This is a genomic window from Arenicella sp. 4NH20-0111 (genome assembly GCF_040366405.1).
In the GTDB taxonomy this organism is placed as follows: Bacteria; Pseudomonadota; Gammaproteobacteria; order Arenicellales; family Arenicellaceae; genus Arenicella.
On the sequence record NZ_BAABWF010000003.1, the window covers coordinates 18,087 to 34,391 of the forward strand.

Below are 16,305 nucleotides of genomic sequence, written 5' to 3' on the forward strand. Positions count from 1 at the left end.
TTGGATAGCGTGTGCTTACTCAGGCCGTTCGTTAGTTCAGAGGCCAGTCTTAATGTTTGCGACGTGGGTTCATCTTAGGGAGAACGAGGCGCCGCCAAACTGCTTGGTAAATACGATTGGCAAGGGCGTTGCTTGTGGGTGTTGGCGGTTCAATCAACGGGTATTTATACGGTAGTTCGCTTACGTCCTTTACAGTTTCAGGTTTGAAGTAAAATCTATTGGATGCGCTCTCACTTGGACGCCAAGCTTTAGGTTTGCCAATGTAAAAATGAGTAACCTGAGAGTATCTAGTCAAACTTTTGTCTTTTACCTGAGAGCCGCCGTGCAGTAGATTGGCTGACCAAATAAGCGATTGGCCCTTTTTGATTGTGCCGTACTCCGGTTGAAAATCGTGTTCAACGATGAGTTTCTCTAGCTGGTTCAAGTAATGCTTGTACGAACATGAGCTGGCGGGCAAACCGAAATCCGGGTAGTTCATTTCAGGTAGTTTATGACTGCCAGGATAGTAAATTAATGGTCCTTGATCCTCGCCGATATCTTCCAATGCAGTCCACACTCCACACATTGAGCCGAAAGGTTCACTGTTAAAGTGAATGGTGTCAGAGTGCACAGGTTGTTTAGTGCCCCGTTCAAAATTCAGTGTTTGAAAAGCAACAGCTGGTTTTTTATAAAGCGCTAAAAGTGTTTGGCTGATGGTCTCGGACAGCGCTATGTTGAGAACGTTTTGGCTGATATGCCAAGCATCCTGGATGCGGCCATAATCAGAAAAAGGAACGTGTTCGGGTATTTTTCGGTCTTTGCCAAAAAAGCCGTCAAGGTCTTTAATTGCCGCGTCAAGCAGCGAATCGTCTAACCCTGAGTCGACGACGACGAAGCCGTTTTTCCGATAGTGATCCCTAAGCTTTGAAACGTCCATTGTCTACTCATTGATTCAAATTCAAGTCAATAAGATACTCCAGTTTGTAAAAACATCATAAACGTTTTTAGACAGGCGGCTTATTTGAGAGTATGAAGTCATTTCACCTTTTTCTGAGCAGACTTGATTTCTTTGATGAGAGCCTTACTATTGGTGTTCTGACGTGCTTTGTTGTAGGCCTCGTTTGCCAACTCGTTTTCACCCAAGCTCGCGTAGCTCAAGCCCAAAAAGTAGATCGCCCAATTTTTGGTCACTAAGCGGTAAGTGTCGGGTGCATTAGCAAGATAGCGCTTGAATGACTCAGCCCCTTGAATCGCATGGGCGTCGTCACGCAGTCCAATAAATCCAGATTGAAGCATGGCCTTGTAAGGAATTAGTTTTGTGTCTTCAGTTACGAACTGCGCCGGATCAGTATTCGCAAGTTCCGTCAATATGATTAGTGCGTCATCCACTTGGTCAGTTTGAGCTAAATAATTTGCTTTGGCGAGTTTGATTTCCGGGTGATTGCTTTGTTCCTTAGGAAGTTCTGAGTACAAGCGTTTAAGTGCATCAGCGTCTTCTTTGCTTAGATAGAGGAGGGTTTTTGCGATGGTTCCTTGAATTGAGTCCAGCGTTTCAATTGCTTTTACTTGGTCGGCGCCTAGTTTTTTGTCGCCACCGACAATGCCTGGAGCCATAAGGTAGTATTGCATTAGGCTCTTTCTGTAGCGGGTATTGTCGGGAGCGAGTTTGACGGCCTGCTTATAAGATTTCAACGACTTTTTCGCTAACCCAGGTGCCGAAAAAATGCTGGCGCTCTGCGCGCGTGAGGCGTAGATATCCCCGGCAAGTTTGTATAGGTCTGCTTGGGTTGGTGACTCTTCAATGGCCTGTTCGATTGCATCGCTGGCGTCGTCCAAATTCTCATTCAAGATGGCCGATTTCGCTTTTTCTGCTAGATTACTGTTTGCATTGGCTGTGTTTGTAAAAAGACAGCTTGCCATGGCTACGATCAATAGAGCAGTGACGATGTGGTTCATAAGAAGTCTTATTGAGGCTAATAATGGATTCTGTATGGTATCTCGAGTCAGTGAGCGAACCTTGACCTTAAACACATGTTAAGAAACGAGATCAGTATCTTAGCGATGAGGTTATCGTCGTAAGCATTCGCTAGTCCATGGCGTTGTTGAAAGCGGTAGGTCAAAGGGTTGACCTTCTAATGTATTTCCTCGAGCGACGCCGGTTGATTCTCTGATGCGGTAATTCCAACAGTAGCGTGGGGTACCTGGAGGGCCATAGGTAACGTGATTGTTGTTCACCGTCGCATTTTGGACGTTAGCAAGCGCTAAGAAATACCCGCGAAGTTGATTGCGCTGAATGTCGACGTCGCCGGCGTCGTACATATACATGCCGCATCCGTTGCACACGTTGTCGTGAACGTAGGTGACGCTCGGATTGTTGTCTCTATTGCCTGAATATTGAATGAAACCCAAAAGGCCGTTGACCGACCGGTCCAGCATGGTGATTGTATTGTGTGCTATTACGTTATCGGTTCGCTCCCAAGTGACTAGTGGACCATCAATGTAACGATTGTCAAAACCAGCCGTACCCTGGTGAAGCGTGTTTTCGAGAATAAACACATTTTTGCCACTGGTGTTAACAATGTCTCCACCTCGATTATGATGAAAACGATTTCTCTTAATTAATATGTCGCGGTCTAGACGTCCAGCCCCTTCTATGTCGACACCAAATTGAGGTGACGTCCCTCGTATGTGGTGAATCTCGTTGTTTGTTATGGCAATTCGTTGCCCACCAACAATGGAAACTCCCTGTCTACGATTATTGAAAATCTCATTTTCACGTATCGTCACATCAGTGATATCAGTGACCAGTAACAGTCCATCACCCGTAACACTGTGTATCCGTGTGCCTTCTACTAATACCTTATTGGTGCCACTCTGTAGACAGATGGCGTGACCTTCATCGTGGGCGGTAGCGCCATCACTAGCCCTAGGAGTAAACACATGGGTGTCTCGGTCACCTTTAATAGTGCCTCCGCGGATGATGACATTCGACTTTCCTGTCACCGAAATGATGCAGTAGTTCCATTTGTCGTTAGTCGCCATTTCCAGCAATGTATTTGAACTCAAAATCAGTTCAATATTGCTAGGCAAAGAGATGCCTGCTTGATAGATGGCATTGCCGTATTTTCCAATTAGGAAGTGCCCATTTGGGATTACGATTTTATTGGCGCCCTGCTCCGATGCCCAATTAATGGCAGCCTGTAGCTGATCAGTTGTTTTGATGGGTTGTGATCCATTACTTGGAATATCCCAGCGCGAAAGTTCAATTTCATAGGTGGTTCCGGTGGGGATGCTGGGGCGCGCAACAGAGAAGTCTAGTGGCCGAGGGAGCTTTTTGAAGCCAGACATTATGGCCGGCAAAAAATCCAATATTTCTTGCTCTTCGGTTTGAGACTGCGTGGGCGTGTTGAAAATCAGCGCACAGGCAATCAGAGTTGCCTGCCATCGACTTACGTTAGAACCAGCGTAAGAGGCTGGCGCGCCTGACACAATAATGGATTGAACTTTTGAAACAAAAGCTCGGCAAATCACCCAACCCCTTGGTAATGAAGTGCGCATGGTAAAAACACAGTTAGAACAATAATGAATAGAACTATATCAACCTCGACCAGTAAACCCAATTTTGTCATTACTGACAAAGATTGTTGGCGCCGCAATCTACCTTAAGTCGAACTCGATGAGGATACTTGAACTAATTTGAAGGCAATTGAGCTGCTAATAGATCATGCATATTTTGCCCCATTATTTTACGGATTTGGGTGTCGGAGAAGCCCTGCTTCAACATCTCGTGTGTTAGCGCTGATAATTCACTTGTGTCGAAGCCCGTGGTAACCGTGCCATCGAAATCCGAGCCTAATGAAATGTGGTCTTCGCCAACAAGCGATAAGCCGTACTTCATTGCTCCCACTACATCGGACGGGGTGTCGCCGCAAATCGCGCCATCCCAATACCCAACGGCGATTAATCCTCCTCGAGACGCTATCTGCTTCATCAAATCGTCGGATATGTTTCGTGCTGTATCGCAATGGCCTTTAAAGCCAGTGTGGCTTACAACCAGCGCGCGATTTGTTAAAGCGAGAACGTCGCGCACTGTGTTTTCCGAAGAATGAGAAACATCTAACACAATGTCTAACTCTTCCATTTTTTCGATGACTGAGCGCCCAAATTCACTGAGCCCTGCTTGGCTAGTGCCATGCAGTGAGCCGCCTAACTTATTGTCGAAAAAATGCTGGAGGCTCATCATGCGAAACCCAGCGTCGAACAGTTGTTGTACATTTTCGATCTTTCCGTCAAGGGCATGAGATCCTTCAGTACCGAGGAGTCCGCCTATCAGTTTAGGGTTGGATTTTCGATGTTCTGCCCAAGACGCTAGATCAGACTTAGTTTTGATAATGACTAACTTTTGAGGGCTGGCTTCGGCAAATTGGTGCAGTTTGTCAGCTTGATGCAGTGCCCGAGCAGTGAGGCTGTTCCAGGTGGCAATTGGCCAACGTTGAGCCAGGGCTAACTTGGTTATGTCATCGGGAGCATTGGTACTGTTTGAGTCGTAATTTAGCCCACTTGGAGACTTGGTAACTGTCGTAAACATCTGTAAGCCGACGTTACCTTTCTGCAAGCGAGGAATGTCTATGTGACTGTAGTCATGTTGTTTCGCAATGTCTCGATTCCACAGTAAGGTGTCGGCATGCCAGTCACCGACGATGAGGCTATTGTGGAGTTTCTGAGCTTCTGCGGAAACTGGGTAAGGTTGATGGGTGGTCACGGGGTTTAAGTTCCCATCGACTCGACTCGGTGCGACTGTGAGAAAGCCTACTAGCAAAAGCGCGAATAAGATGACGATAATGAGTATTATTTTTTTCATGTTTGTTCAGCCGTTTGCTTTGTGTCTAAATGCTTAGTCGATGCCGCGGTTTTTATCGTCTTGCTCGGTGTTACTTTCTGGGAGTAACTCAACTTCGAGGCGATTTGTTTCAAACTCGTGATGTTTGTGCTCTAGTTCTGGCATATCTTTGCTGGCTTTACTGGATAAGTCTGCAAAGCGTTTTATCTTCCCTTGCAAGCCTTGTTTGCCAGAGATTGCTGTGACCGTTTTGTTATAGTGATTACTCACCGTGCCGAGCGCTCTTCCAAGTGATTCTAGCCGTTCGCTCACGGTTGCCACCGAATTGAAAATGTCGTTGGCAGAATCACCCAATAAACGCGCCTCTTTATTGCTGCGATCTAACATCCACAGGTTTGCAACAGTGCGCAAAATTGGGATTAAGGTTGTATGAGAAACCAAGATCACGTTACGTTGATAACCGTATGCAAATAGCTGAGTATCGTGTTTCATTGCTTCGATGTACGCTGGTTCAATTGGCATGAACATTAAAACAAAGTCAGGACTGTGAATAGCGGACAGGTTTACGTAGTCTTTACTGGCTAAATCGTCGATGTGCTTTCTGACCGCGGCAACGTGCAGCCGCATCGCAGCGTGCTGTTGTTCAACTTCTCCAGAACAGGCTTTTTCATAGGCGTTTAGAGAGACTTTGCTGTCTATGATGATGCACTTTTCACCGGGCAACTTAACGAGGTAGTCAGTTTGTTTGCGTTTTCCTTCATCGTCAATGAACGCGCTTTGTTTCACATAGTGGTCGTTGGGTATTAGACCACTAAGTTCTAGTGTTCGCTCTAACTGAGCTTCTCCCCAAGCGCCTCTCTGTTGTGAGTCCCCTTTGAGAGCTGTGGTGAGATTGCTAGCCTCTTCCTGCATTTGCAGCCCCATGCGTCTTACATTCTCGATCTCGGACTTGAGGGTGCTGTTGTCCTTAATATTTTCGCTATGCACTTCGTTAACGCGTTTTTGAAAGCCCTGAATTTGATCTTGCAGGGGCTTAAGGAGTGCGCTGACGCCTTCTTTGTTTTGGTCAGCCAGAATCTTCTGGCGCTCTTTCATTATTTCTTCTGAAACCGACTTGAACTCAGTTTTCAATTCCGTTTTTTGACGATCAAACTCCGATTTCAGTTCAATGAGCTTATCGCGTTCGGCAGTTAGGTGTGCGGCTTGTTCGCGAATGTCACTCTCGAGTCGGCTTGTTTTGCGTTGGTAGTTTTCTTGAATTTCTCGTAAGCCGGCTCGTTCATTTTCCAGGCTTTGCACTTGAGAGAGTTTTTCATCTCGGCTGGCTTTTAGTTCAGCAGTTTGTGCTATGAGTTGTTGGATCTGTATCGAATTGCCTTTTACTTGTTCTTCAGACGACGAATAATCTCGCTCCAGTTGTGTTATTCGTTGTTCATTGCTGGCCCTTGCAATGGCAAGTTGTTCCCGCTCTTCATTTAGGTCACGCAGTTTTTTGCGTGCTCTAATGCCGTTGATAACTAGCGTGAGGATGAGTATGAAGGAGCAGCCTACCAGCCAGTATCTCGGCAAAGGTACGGTTAGCCATACAGTTAATTGATCTATTAAGGCTTGCATCAAGCTACCACGTTAAGTCGTCTGGAATTTGATAGTCTGCGTACGGATCATCTTCCGCCGGTGATTCAGTCTTTTGTTCGTTTTTTACCACCATAGTTTCATCGCGTTCGGCTATCTTTGAAGCAACGACTTTGGGAACAACTTCAAAAATCTCGTCGCCAACCGAAATGATGACCAGTTGATCTTTAGATAGCTGTTTGTGTTGATCCTCAGTAACGTAGATAGATTTAACCTTTTTACCAAACGTGAAGTTATAGATTTTTTCGCCATCTTTTCGATCCACTTTGCTGCCGTGAACCAATTGTTTTATTTGCGCTACCAGTGCTTTTCGTTCGGCTTCAGCGCGTCGTTTTTCATTGAGCTTTTTATCTTTTTTGGCCTTATCGAGCATGGCGCGTTGGGTGCGCAGTGTGTTTTCACTGGGCTTTTTGCGATTCTTTTTCGCGACGGTCGCTTTTTTCTTCTTAGGCTGTTTTTTTGCGTCTTGCTTTTTGACCAAGCCGGCTTTAAGTAATTGATCTTTCAGTGAGTTACTCATGATAATTGATGGTTTATTTAAAGGTCGCGTACTGGTTGAATTAAGAGATTCTGTAAAGAGAGTTGATGACTCTAGTTTAGTCGAATAATTTCTTTACTTTGCTAAATTCGTATTCATAGCGTTGAAAACAAAAATGACAGTCAATGGTCAGCATTTCTTCCCCTTGAGATCGCCGTTCTGCAATGAGTTCGTCAACGTCTTCTTTCCCCAATGCTTGAACAGCATCCAACGATTTCTCAGCTGAACACACACAACCAAATTCTACTGCGTGAGCGTCGAACAGGCGGCATGACTCTTCGTGGAAGAGGCGAGTCAGTATTTCAGGGGCATTGAGTTGCGTGGCTTCTTCAGCAGACAGTGTATTAAGAAGTACGTTAAGGCGCTGAAAATGATGTTTAGTTTGCTCTGGGTCTGTCACTTTTTCGTAAGGCAGAGCGTGCAGTGCAATTCCTACCGCATTTTTCCGTTCGCCAGTGCCGCCACTGTGAAAAGAGAATAAGCTGGGGAGTTGCTCTGAGCGTTGAAAATAGTCGGCTAAGCACTCTGAAAGAGTTGCGTTTTCAATTGGCACGATACTTTGGTAGCGTTCACCATCTTCGGGGCTAATAGTGATTGCGAGCATGGCGCCTTCACCTAAAGAATTGAGGAATATAGACTCGCTCGAGGGCAGTTCATCGTTCGCGTATTCGGCGATGGCTCTAACTCGTCGGTCAGCCATGCAGTCAGCCATGACTAAACTGATGGACCCTTGTGTTCGAAGTTGGATCGTCAGTCCCCCTTCGATCTTTATCGAATCTCTTAGTAATACGGCTGCAAGAGAAAATTCATTGAGCAGTCGGGCTAAGTTCTCAGGATAATGATGAGTCGACTGTATCGTTTGGCAAGTTTCCTCGAGCCTAACGATGCACCCTCTAACGTCGAGTTCGTCAAATACAAAGCGTTGTCTAAAATCGGTGGTCATTTTTCTGTGTTTTATGTCAGTAAGACAAAGATGGCGATACTAAGCAGTATGCGATATATAACAAAAGGCATCATGCCGACTCGGTCGACAAAACGCATAAATAAATTCATACATAGAAAAGCTACTAGAGCGGAGACCGAGGCCCCTGTTAGCAGAATGGGCCATTGGGTTTGAGTGGATGCCTCAATCAATTCTTTGCCTTTAAGTAATCCGGGTAGGGCAATCGCGGGAACCGCCATTAAAAAAGAAAATCGGGCCGCCGCCGTGCGCGTATACCCCAGCGCAAGCAATGCTGTCATTGTTATGCCAGAGCGTGAGGTTCCAGGAATCAAGGCCAGAGCTTGAGCGCAGCCTACTATCACGGTCTGTTTCCAATCTAGGCTGTCGATGGTTTTCCTGTTGCGTTTAGCATTCACATCGGCCCAGCCGAGTAAAAGTCCAAAAACCAAGGTTGAACCTGCGATAACCAAGCCAGAACGAAGGTTGAGTTCTATGTAGTCTTTGAAAGCCAGCCCCACCAGACCAACGGGAATGGTGGCTATGATGATTAGCCAACCAATTTGACCGTTTGCGTCCCATTTTTGATTTGTCCAGCCAGTAAGCCACGCTGGAACTATGAGTGAAATTTCTTTGCGTAAGAACGCGACAACGGCCACTAAGGTTCCCACGTGCACGGCCACATCAAAGGCCAGCCCTTGGTCGTCCCAACCGAGTAGTTCGGGCACCAAAATCAGATGGGCAGAGCTCGATATTGGCAGGAATTCAACGATGCCCTGAACGATGGCAAGCACAATTGCTTGGAAATAATCCATAAACTACGATTCGTAAAAAGGTAATGCGTTATAGTAAGTTTTTAGCTGATTGTTTGCACCTCAAAATGACTGCTTCTAATAAAACTATTTTAATTACTGGTGGCGCTAAACGTATTGGTCGCCAAATGGCTCTTACTCTGCATGCTAAGGGTCATAATATCGTGGTTCACTTCCGATCCTCCGCGAATGCGGCAAACCAGTTGGTTGACGAATTGGCGGAGCGAAGACCGAATTCTGCAATCGCGGTTCAGGGTGATCTGTTGGATATCGCCTGTATACCTAGATTGATTGATGCGTGTATTTCCGAGTTCGGTAGGCTCGATGGCCTGATTAATAATGCGTCAAGCTTTTACCCAACGCCTATCGAATTGTTGGAAAATGATTTTTGGAATGATCTTGTAGGCAGCAACCTCAAAGCACCCGCATTTTTGGCTAAGTACGCCACCAAGCACCTGCGTGAAACGGGAGGCACGATTGTAAATATTGTGGATATCCACGCACGAAACCCGATGGCCAATCATCCGATTTACTGTTCCGCTAAAGCCGGATTAGAGATGCTGACCAAGGCGTTAGCGAGAGATTTAGCGCCTCATGTGCGTGTAAATGCGGTTTCTCCGGGCGCAATATTGTGGCCCGAACAAAATTCCAGTGAGCTCGATAAGGAAGTCGTTCTGAAAAAGATCCCATTGCAGCGCATGGGAAGTCCAGAAGATATTGCCAGTTTAGTGGCGTTCTTAATCGATGAAGGAAACTATATTACAGGGCAAGTGATAGCCGTAGATGGTGGTCGATCGGTGATGATTTGAGGTGCTAGGTAGCCGCGGGTGTGCTAGGTCAGCAGCATTGAGACGATTGTGTCTTCGAATGTGAAAAAGATAACCCATTGATAAGTTTGAGCTTTAGAGATAGAGTGTTGCCGCGTCAGGTGAGTTTTACCTAAACTGGCGATAAAGAAGAGCAGAACACAATGCTTGCATACCCCCTGTGCGCGGCGTAAATGTTGTTTGCGGCAAACTTGAACAATCTCCCTACACGATTGGGTATAAAAATAGTTAGCAAGCTGAGTTCTGTTAATTAGAACTACAGAGGATATTGTTATGCCCCCATCCCACGAAAAAAACACCCCTTTTAAAAAGGGGTCTGTCGCGGCGTTTATTAGTGCCGCAATCGCATTACCGCTAGTCACTGTGATTAGCGCTCCCGTTTTGGCCCAAGCTGAGGCCACCCAGGCGTTAGAAGAGGTTGTTGTGACTGGTTCCCGCATTCGCAGAAACCCGTTAGCTGAGGCTTCGCCCGTCATTAATGTTGACTTAGAGCAGTTAGACCAATCCGGTTTGACGAATATTGGACAGGCTCTGCAGCAATTGCCAATCACTGGATCTGCGGTAAATTCACGCTTTAATGTACCCGGTAACTCCGGGTTTCCTCAAGATGGTTCCGGTATTGGAGCCGGAGCGACTCAGCTGGCGCTTCGTAACGTGAACGCTAAGCGCACGTTGGTGTTGGTTGACGGTCGACGGTGGGTCGCAGGAGCGTCTGCATCCGGTGTGCCTAGTACGGTCGACCTAAATACCATTCCAGCTAATATGGTTGAGAGAATCGAAATACTTCAAGGTGGTGCTTCAGCGGTATATGGGTCTGACGCCATCAGTGGTGTTGTCAACATCATCACCAACTCAAAATTTGAAGGACTTTCCTTTGACGCTCAGATTGGTCAATACTTGAGTGAAGGCGACGGCGAAGATAAAGAATTTTCGGTTCTTTGGGGTGGTGGAAATGACCGCACTCACGTTGTTGTCAGTGCCAGCTACAATGAAGAGGGTGGCGTTTTTACCGCTGATAGAGCGGTGTCTGCATTTCCTGTGGCTAATACCACCAGTTGCGATGTTTCTGGAACTCGATGTTCGTCATTTACGCCTCAAGGGCGATTTATTCTAGGTCCGAATTTTGGATTTCAGGACATGACGCTTAATACTGGGGCACTCAATGATGGAGCTGGTAATGTGCCGACGTTTGTTGCTGGCGATCCGAACGGAGGGGATTTTCACTCGTTCTCGGCTGCAGATCGGTTTAACTATAATGGCCAGGAGTTCAATTATTTGCGAACGCCAAACGAGCGCATTAACTTGTACACCCATATTGAGCATCAACTAAGCGATACTTTGGATGCCTTTGTTAAGGTTTCTTATACCAAACGAGAGTCTGATACGCGTGGTGCGCCTGAACCGTTGTGCTTAGGGAATGAGTGCGGTACTGATATTACCAACAATTTCTTTATATCTAGGTTAAACCCGTTTAATCCATTTGGTGTTGATCTGTCTGTGGCAAACGGTAATCTGGAATTTTTCGGTCGCAGACCGATTGAGTCTGGTCCGCGCCTATTTTCCCAAGAAGCCGAGACGTTGTTTTTGAGTGCCGGTCTTGAGGGAGAGTTCGAATTAAGCGATCGAACGCTATATTGGGATGCCACGTTGAGCTATGGAGATAATCAAGGCGAACAGTCGAAGCAAAATTCACATAATGCGGCAAATCTACAGATAGCATTGGGCGACCCTGCGGTTTGTGCCGCGACTCCGGGATGCGTTCCATTTAACTTTTTTGGCGGACAGGGGCCAGATGGTAGTGGTTCGTTTACGCAGGAAATGTTGGATTTTGTGACCTACACTCAGCGTGATTCGAGTGAGCAAACCTTGTTGGACTTCGCGTTTAATATAACGGGCGACTTAGCAACCTTACCAGCAGGAAGTTTGGGCTTTGCGGCTGGCTTAGAATACCGTGATCAAGAAGGTCGTTTTAACGCCGATCCAATTGCCGAACGGGCGGAAACAGCCGGTATTCCTGCTGGGTCCACAGTGGGCGAATTCGATGTTACCGAGGTTTATGGAGAACTTAATATTCCGTTGGTTGCGGAAGCGAGTTTTGCGAAGCTATTGGAGGCTAACATCGCGGTGAGATATTCCGACTACAGTACTTCGGGTGATGAAAGCACCTACAAAGCTGGCTTGCTTTGGCAAGTGTCTGACAGCGTTTCGGTACGAAGCACCTTATCTACGGGGTTTCGTGCTCCTGGTATAGGAGAGTTGTTTGGAGGCGCTGCTCGCGAAGATTTTACGTTCACCGACCCATGTTCGGATTATCTTGGTCAACTTGGGTCTTCTAACGGAGGGAGAGACTCAGCTCAAACACAAAGCGTTATTGATGCGTGTCGATCGCTTGGGGTGCCTGAAGGCCTCGCTCAAACCAACCCCCAGTTGTCGGCCAGATCGGCTGGAAACTCAAGCTTGAAAGCCGAAACGTCCGACAGTCTGACGTTTGGTGTTGTTTTTAGTCCCGATGTTGAGTGGGCAAGTAGTTTGACGTTTACGGCTGACTATTACGATCTTGAAATCGAGGACGCGGTGCAAGGTAGGAGTCCGGGTGATTTAATCACCGCTTGCGTAAATACTGGGTCGCCGGAATTTTGTAATGCGGTACAGAGAACCTCCTCTGGACGCATTAGTTTGGTTGACAACCAGCTACAAAATATCGGTGCCATTGAGTCATCTGGTTATGATTTGGGAATTAATTACGCGTCAAACGACACGTCTCTCGGTCTTTTCAATGCGCGTGTTAATGCAACATTGCTAGACGAATACGTCGAGCGTATTCCTAATCCAGATGGCAGCGAAACGGTGAATGACAGAACTGGGACGCACACGAGTGAAACATTTGAGCGAGCTTTTCCAGAGTTGCGATTAACCTCAACGCTTGGCTGGCGATCTACCAGTGATCGTTGGAACGGGTCTCTTACCTTTCGTTACGTCGATGAAATGGAAACCTCAAACAATGAGACACTTGATTCGGCTTTGTTTACGGACTTGCAAGTCAGTTATGTGCCTCCGATTGCCGATGATGCATTGACAGTGACATTGGGGTTTAACAACGTGTTCGATGAGGAGCCTCCTGTTTTGAACACCAGTTTAGTTGGTGTTAGTCTGGTTTCTCATGATATTCCTGGAACGGTTGGCTATTTACGGTTTCGATACCAGCCTAAGTAACGGTTAGTTGGCGTTGTAAGGTAGGGAGCTTTTCGCTTTGCAAAGCGAAAAGCTCCCAAGGCGACGTGTTGGAGTGAATCTCTAGGATCCGCATCCACCACCGCATCCCCCTCCACACCCTGAGTCATTAGAGGATGATGAGCCCGAAGCGCACCCTCCTCCACAGCCAGAATTACTGGCAGCAATGTGAGAGGCGCAGAAGTTTTGAGTGCCTGATTTTGTGCAATCCAATTGGTAGGAAAACCCACCTTCGATAGCGAGGGATGTATCCAAGGAAAATAGCAAAGGCAGACTGTGGGGAGAGCGAGGATTGATTCCGGCTCGTGAACAACTTATGCGCCAAGCTGTTTGAATTCCTTTTTGTGCTGCTTGAGGTTTACTCATTGCCTCCGCGGGCGTGTGATGGAGGAATTTCCCAAATGCCAGAGTGCAGAAACGACTGTATTCTCGAGTAAATAAGATCAGTTGATGCCACGCAGTGTCCACTGCTTGGGAAGGCATTGATACAAAACGGTGTCCTGCTTGATGACAGACATGAAAGTACTCTCTTAGACCATCTAATACTTCCTCGGCTTGCGCGTTGTTTAGCTGAGGGTACTGTTTGATGAGTTCAGTCTTTATCTTCCTTGGAAACCGGTAGGTGCTAATATAGTTGGCTCTACTGGCCGTTCTTTGCCTCCTTTTCCAGAATATTGCGCAACAGGTTATGAGCAGGGCGGCCATGCATAATGATAATAAATCCATAGGTAATAATTAGTCTTCTTGACTGTTGATTTAGTGACTTATCATCGCTGCCAGGTATGGTAAGTAGGTGGTTAAATCATGGTGTTTCTGGCCGAAAAGGCGTCGAATTTATGGTCATGGATCTTAGTGGCCCGGTATTGTCATGGAGGGTGTCTTGGACGCCGCGCTTTGATTTTTACTCCTGTTTACTGCGTTCGATAACAATGCCTACGTTCTTCACATCTTTGACGGCGGGGCCTTTGTCTAATTTGATTCGAACCCATGATGTGCCGAATTCCGAAAGTATCAATTGAGCAATTTTTTCGGCCAATGTCTCGATGAGTTCGAATCGGCTTCCATTGGCAAAATCTTGAACTTGAGACGCAACTGCCTGGTAGTCCAGAGCGTCTTTCAAGTCGTCATTTTGCGCTGCCCGCTTGACGTTTGCGGCAATGTCGATATCTAACGTTAGTGTTTGGGTTATGTGTTTTTCCCATTCCCAGACGCCAATCTTGGGAGTGCAGCGTAGGCCATGGAGGTAAACTATATCGGTCATTTTGTTCTATTTAGTGCAAACTTTGTTAACGTAGTCATAGTAAACTATCGCCTCCTAAGTGATAAATGGTTTTTTATAACTATCGCCATGTCTGAGTTTCTATCTCAAATCCCTGCGTTCTTGTGGCCTGTTATGGGCTATTTGTTTGGTTCAATTTCCAGTGCCGTGATCGTTTCTAAGTTGTTTAGATTGGATGATCCTAGAAACGTTGGTAGCGGCAACCCTGGTGCAACCAACGTGCTTCGATCTGGCAATAAATTCGCCGCGGCACTGACCTTGTTGGGTGATGTGCTGAAAGGGGTTTTGCCCATATTGCTGGCTAAATACGTCGGGGTCAGTAATGGTGTGCTGGCGTGCGTTGCTATTGGTGCCTTTATGGGGCACTTGTATCCGCTCTTTTTTGGTTTTAAAGGTGGTAAAGGAGTAGCAACGGCCATCGGCGTTTACATGGCCTTAAGTTGGAAGTTGTTTTTAGTTTTTGGTGTTGTTTGGGTATTGACGGCGGCAATAAGTCGCTATTCATCTCTGGCTTCGTTGATTGCCAGTGGTGTCACGGGTTTGGCTGCGTTTGCGGTGTTTAATCAGCAAGTTGAACTGCAGTTGATCGGGGGTGTATTTTGGATCGTGGCGTTTACATTTCAGCGCCACCGAGAAAACATCGATCGACTGCGTGCCGGGCAGGAGCCAAAGATTGGTAAAAAGTAGCAAGGGAAAGCTTGTTGTTAGCCTTCTTGGCCATCTAAATTGATGCTAAATCTTCCAGAGACCATCTTGCCTTGACTTGAAATGATAGGTCCGTAGTAGATTGATGGAGTCTTTGGGCCCCAGCGTACGCGATCATGGCACCATTATCTGTACAGAACTCTATTCTTGGATAGAACACATTTCGTTTGAGTTCGTGTGTCATTAGCCGCAACTGTTCTCTGAGACGCAGATTAGCACCTACCCCACCGGCCACGACTAAACTTTTGCAGCCTGTTTCGATCAGTGCGCGCTTACTTTTTATCAACAATGTGTCGACAGCTGCATCTTGAAACGCGTACGCGATATCTGAGATGGTTTGCTCATCAATAAGTTCTTTTTCAACCGTATTTAAGGCAAACGTTTTTAGTCCCGAAAAACTGAAGTCCATGCCTGGACGATCAATCATTGGGCGAGGAAATCGGAATCTATCTTGGTTGCCGTTTTCGGCGGCTTTCGATATTAATGGTCCTCCAGGATAGCCAAGGCCAAGTATTTTTGCGGTTTTGTCGAATGCCTCGCCAACTGCGTCATCAAGCGTTTGGCCAAGAATACTGTAGTCTCCTACTCCTTTTACATGAGCTAGGAGAGTGTGGCCCCCAGAAACGAGTAAAGCAACAAATGGAAACTCAGGCTTTTCGTCCTCAAGCATCGGAGCAAGCATATGGCCTTCCATGTGGTGCACGCCAATCGTTGGCACGTCCCAAGAGAAAGCAAGCCCTTTTGCCACTGCGCTTCCAGCCAGCAGCGCGCCAGCAAGCCCTGGACCAGAAGTGTAGGCTACTGCGTCGATTGTTTCAGAGCGGCACTGTGCCTTACTCAATACAGCGTCGACTAAGGGAATGACTTTCCTGATATGATCTCTGGCGGCCAACTCTGGTACGACGCCACCATAGGCTTGGTGCGTTTCTATTTGAGAATAGAGTGCATGAGCTAGTAGGCCTTTTTCAGTGTCGTATATTGCCACGCCGGTATCGTCGCATGATGTTTCAATGCCAAGTACGCGATTTGCCATTCTGTGATTAGTCCTACTTGTTAGTTGAGTGCCTGGTAAAACGTGCTCGTCTTCGTAAGCGCCTATTTACCCAGGGTTAGTTTTGCAGTTTTGATCGCGTAAAAATACGGGCCCTAACGCTTAAAACACTGGAATTAATGGTGCGCAAGTATATACAAACGTGTTTTAAACCGCTAGAATCGCGCACCCTGAATGGCACTTTTCCATTCCAAGAAAAAATTTTGTAATAATATTAGATAGTTATGCCACAAGTTAAAGTTAAAAACGACGAGCCATTTGACGTCATCTTACGCCGCTTTCGTCGCTCTTGCGAAAAGGCTGGTATTTTCACTGAAATGCGTCGCCGTGAATTCTATGAGAAGCCTACTTCAGTTCGTAAGCGTAAAACGGCTGCTGCGAAGAAGCGCGAAATGAAACGCGCATCACGCGGTCGTATTCGTACTACTCGATTGTACTAAAATCTTCGGCTATCAAAAGATGGCTAAAGGT

At 46.6% G+C, this 16,305-nt stretch carries 15 protein-coding genes; 4 read left to right on the top strand and 11 right to left on the bottom strand.

Features of this window, described 5'->3' with window-relative positions; translation table 11 throughout:
* Nucleotides 1-49: 49 nt before the first annotated feature.
* From ABWW54_RS07575 to ABWW54_RS07610, 8 genes are all read right to left on the bottom strand, one after another.
* Nucleotides 50-916 (bottom strand): phytanoyl-CoA dioxygenase family protein, encoded by an 867-nt coding sequence (locus tag ABWW54_RS07575; RefSeq protein WP_353411634.1) that lies wholly within the window; start codon nt 914-916, stop codon nt 50-52.
* 98 nt (nt 917-1,014) lie between these two features.
* Nucleotides 1,015-1,935: a tetratricopeptide repeat protein gene (locus ABWW54_RS07580; protein WP_353411635.1), complete on the bottom strand. Its 921-nt coding sequence runs from the start codon at nt 1,933-1,935 to the stop codon at nt 1,015-1,017.
* A gap of 111 nt (nt 1,936-2,046) precedes the next feature.
* Nucleotides 2,047-3,537, bottom strand: coding sequence for a right-handed parallel beta-helix repeat-containing protein (locus ABWW54_RS07585; RefSeq protein ID WP_353411636.1), 1,491 nt, complete (start codon nt 3,535-3,537; stop codon nt 2,047-2,049).
* Between the two features lie 133 nt (nt 3,538-3,670).
* Complete coding sequence (locus tag ABWW54_RS07590; protein WP_353411637.1) at nt 3,671-4,840, bottom strand: dipeptidase; 1,170 nt, start codon at nt 4,838-4,840, stop codon at nt 3,671-3,673.
* 33 nt (nt 4,841-4,873) lie between these two features.
* Entirely contained in the window at nt 4,874-6,433 is a 1,560-nt protein-coding gene (locus tag ABWW54_RS07595) for a DNA recombination protein RmuC (RefSeq protein ID WP_353411638.1), read from the bottom strand.
* Between the two features lie 4 nt (nt 6,434-6,437).
* Complete coding sequence (locus ABWW54_RS07600) at nt 6,438-6,971, bottom strand: DUF2058 domain-containing protein (RefSeq protein ID WP_353411639.1); 534 nt, start codon at nt 6,969-6,971, stop codon at nt 6,438-6,440.
* A gap of 76 nt (nt 6,972-7,047) precedes the next feature.
* A complete protein-coding gene (gene hslO, locus ABWW54_RS07605) occupies nt 7,048-7,932 on the bottom strand; it encodes an Hsp33 family molecular chaperone HslO (RefSeq protein ID WP_353411640.1) in 885 nt (294 codons plus the stop codon).
* Between the two features lie 11 nt (nt 7,933-7,943).
* Nucleotides 7,944-8,744 (bottom strand): undecaprenyl-diphosphate phosphatase, encoded by an 801-nt coding sequence (locus ABWW54_RS07610; RefSeq protein WP_353411641.1) that lies wholly within the window; start codon nt 8,742-8,744, stop codon nt 7,944-7,946.
* A gap of 65 nt (nt 8,745-8,809) precedes the next feature.
* Here ABWW54_RS07610 and ABWW54_RS07615 point away from each other — a divergent pair, with 65 nt between their 5' ends.
* Together ABWW54_RS07615 and ABWW54_RS07620 are read left to right on the top strand one after the other, a co-directional pair.
* Nucleotides 8,810-9,550, top strand: a complete 741-nt coding sequence (locus ABWW54_RS07615; protein ID WP_353411642.1) for a pteridine reductase — start codon at nt 8,810-8,812, stop codon at nt 9,548-9,550.
* A gap of 291 nt (nt 9,551-9,841) precedes the next feature.
* The gene (locus tag ABWW54_RS07620; RefSeq protein WP_353411643.1) at nt 9,842-12,781 is read left to right on the top strand and encodes a TonB-dependent receptor domain-containing protein; all 2,940 of its coding nucleotides are present in this window, start codon (nt 9,842-9,844) and stop codon (nt 12,779-12,781) included.
* An 81-nt stretch (nt 12,782-12,862) separates the two neighbouring features.
* On the opposite strand, the gene ABWW54_RS07625 is transcribed toward ABWW54_RS07620, so the two are convergent.
* Together ABWW54_RS07625 and folB are read right to left on the bottom strand one after the other, a co-directional pair.
* Nucleotides 12,863-13,525 (bottom strand): glycine-rich domain-containing protein, encoded by a 663-nt coding sequence (locus ABWW54_RS07625; protein WP_353411644.1) that lies wholly within the window; start codon nt 13,523-13,525, stop codon nt 12,863-12,865.
* A gap of 175 nt (nt 13,526-13,700) precedes the next feature.
* Complete coding sequence (folB, locus tag ABWW54_RS07630; RefSeq protein ID WP_353411645.1) at nt 13,701-14,060, bottom strand: dihydroneopterin aldolase; 360 nt, start codon at nt 14,058-14,060, stop codon at nt 13,701-13,703.
* Between the two features lie 87 nt (nt 14,061-14,147).
* Between folB and plsY the strand changes: the two genes are divergently transcribed.
* Entirely contained in the window at nt 14,148-14,765 is a 618-nt protein-coding gene (gene plsY / locus ABWW54_RS07635) for a glycerol-3-phosphate 1-O-acyltransferase PlsY (protein WP_353411646.1), read from the top strand.
* 34 nt (nt 14,766-14,799) lie between these two features.
* On the opposite strand, the gene tsaD is transcribed toward plsY, so the two are convergent.
* The gene (tsaD, locus tag ABWW54_RS07640; RefSeq protein WP_353411647.1) at nt 14,800-15,816 is read right to left on the bottom strand and encodes a tRNA (adenosine(37)-N6)-threonylcarbamoyltransferase complex transferase subunit TsaD; all 1,017 of its coding nucleotides are present in this window, start codon (nt 15,814-15,816) and stop codon (nt 14,800-14,802) included.
* A 242-nt stretch (nt 15,817-16,058) separates the two neighbouring features.
* Between tsaD and rpsU the strand changes: the two genes are divergently transcribed.
* Nucleotides 16,059-16,274, top strand: a complete 216-nt coding sequence (gene rpsU, locus ABWW54_RS07645) for a 30S ribosomal protein S21 (protein ID WP_353411648.1) — start codon at nt 16,059-16,061, stop codon at nt 16,272-16,274.
* The last annotated feature ends 31 nt before the right edge of the window (nt 16,275-16,305 follow it).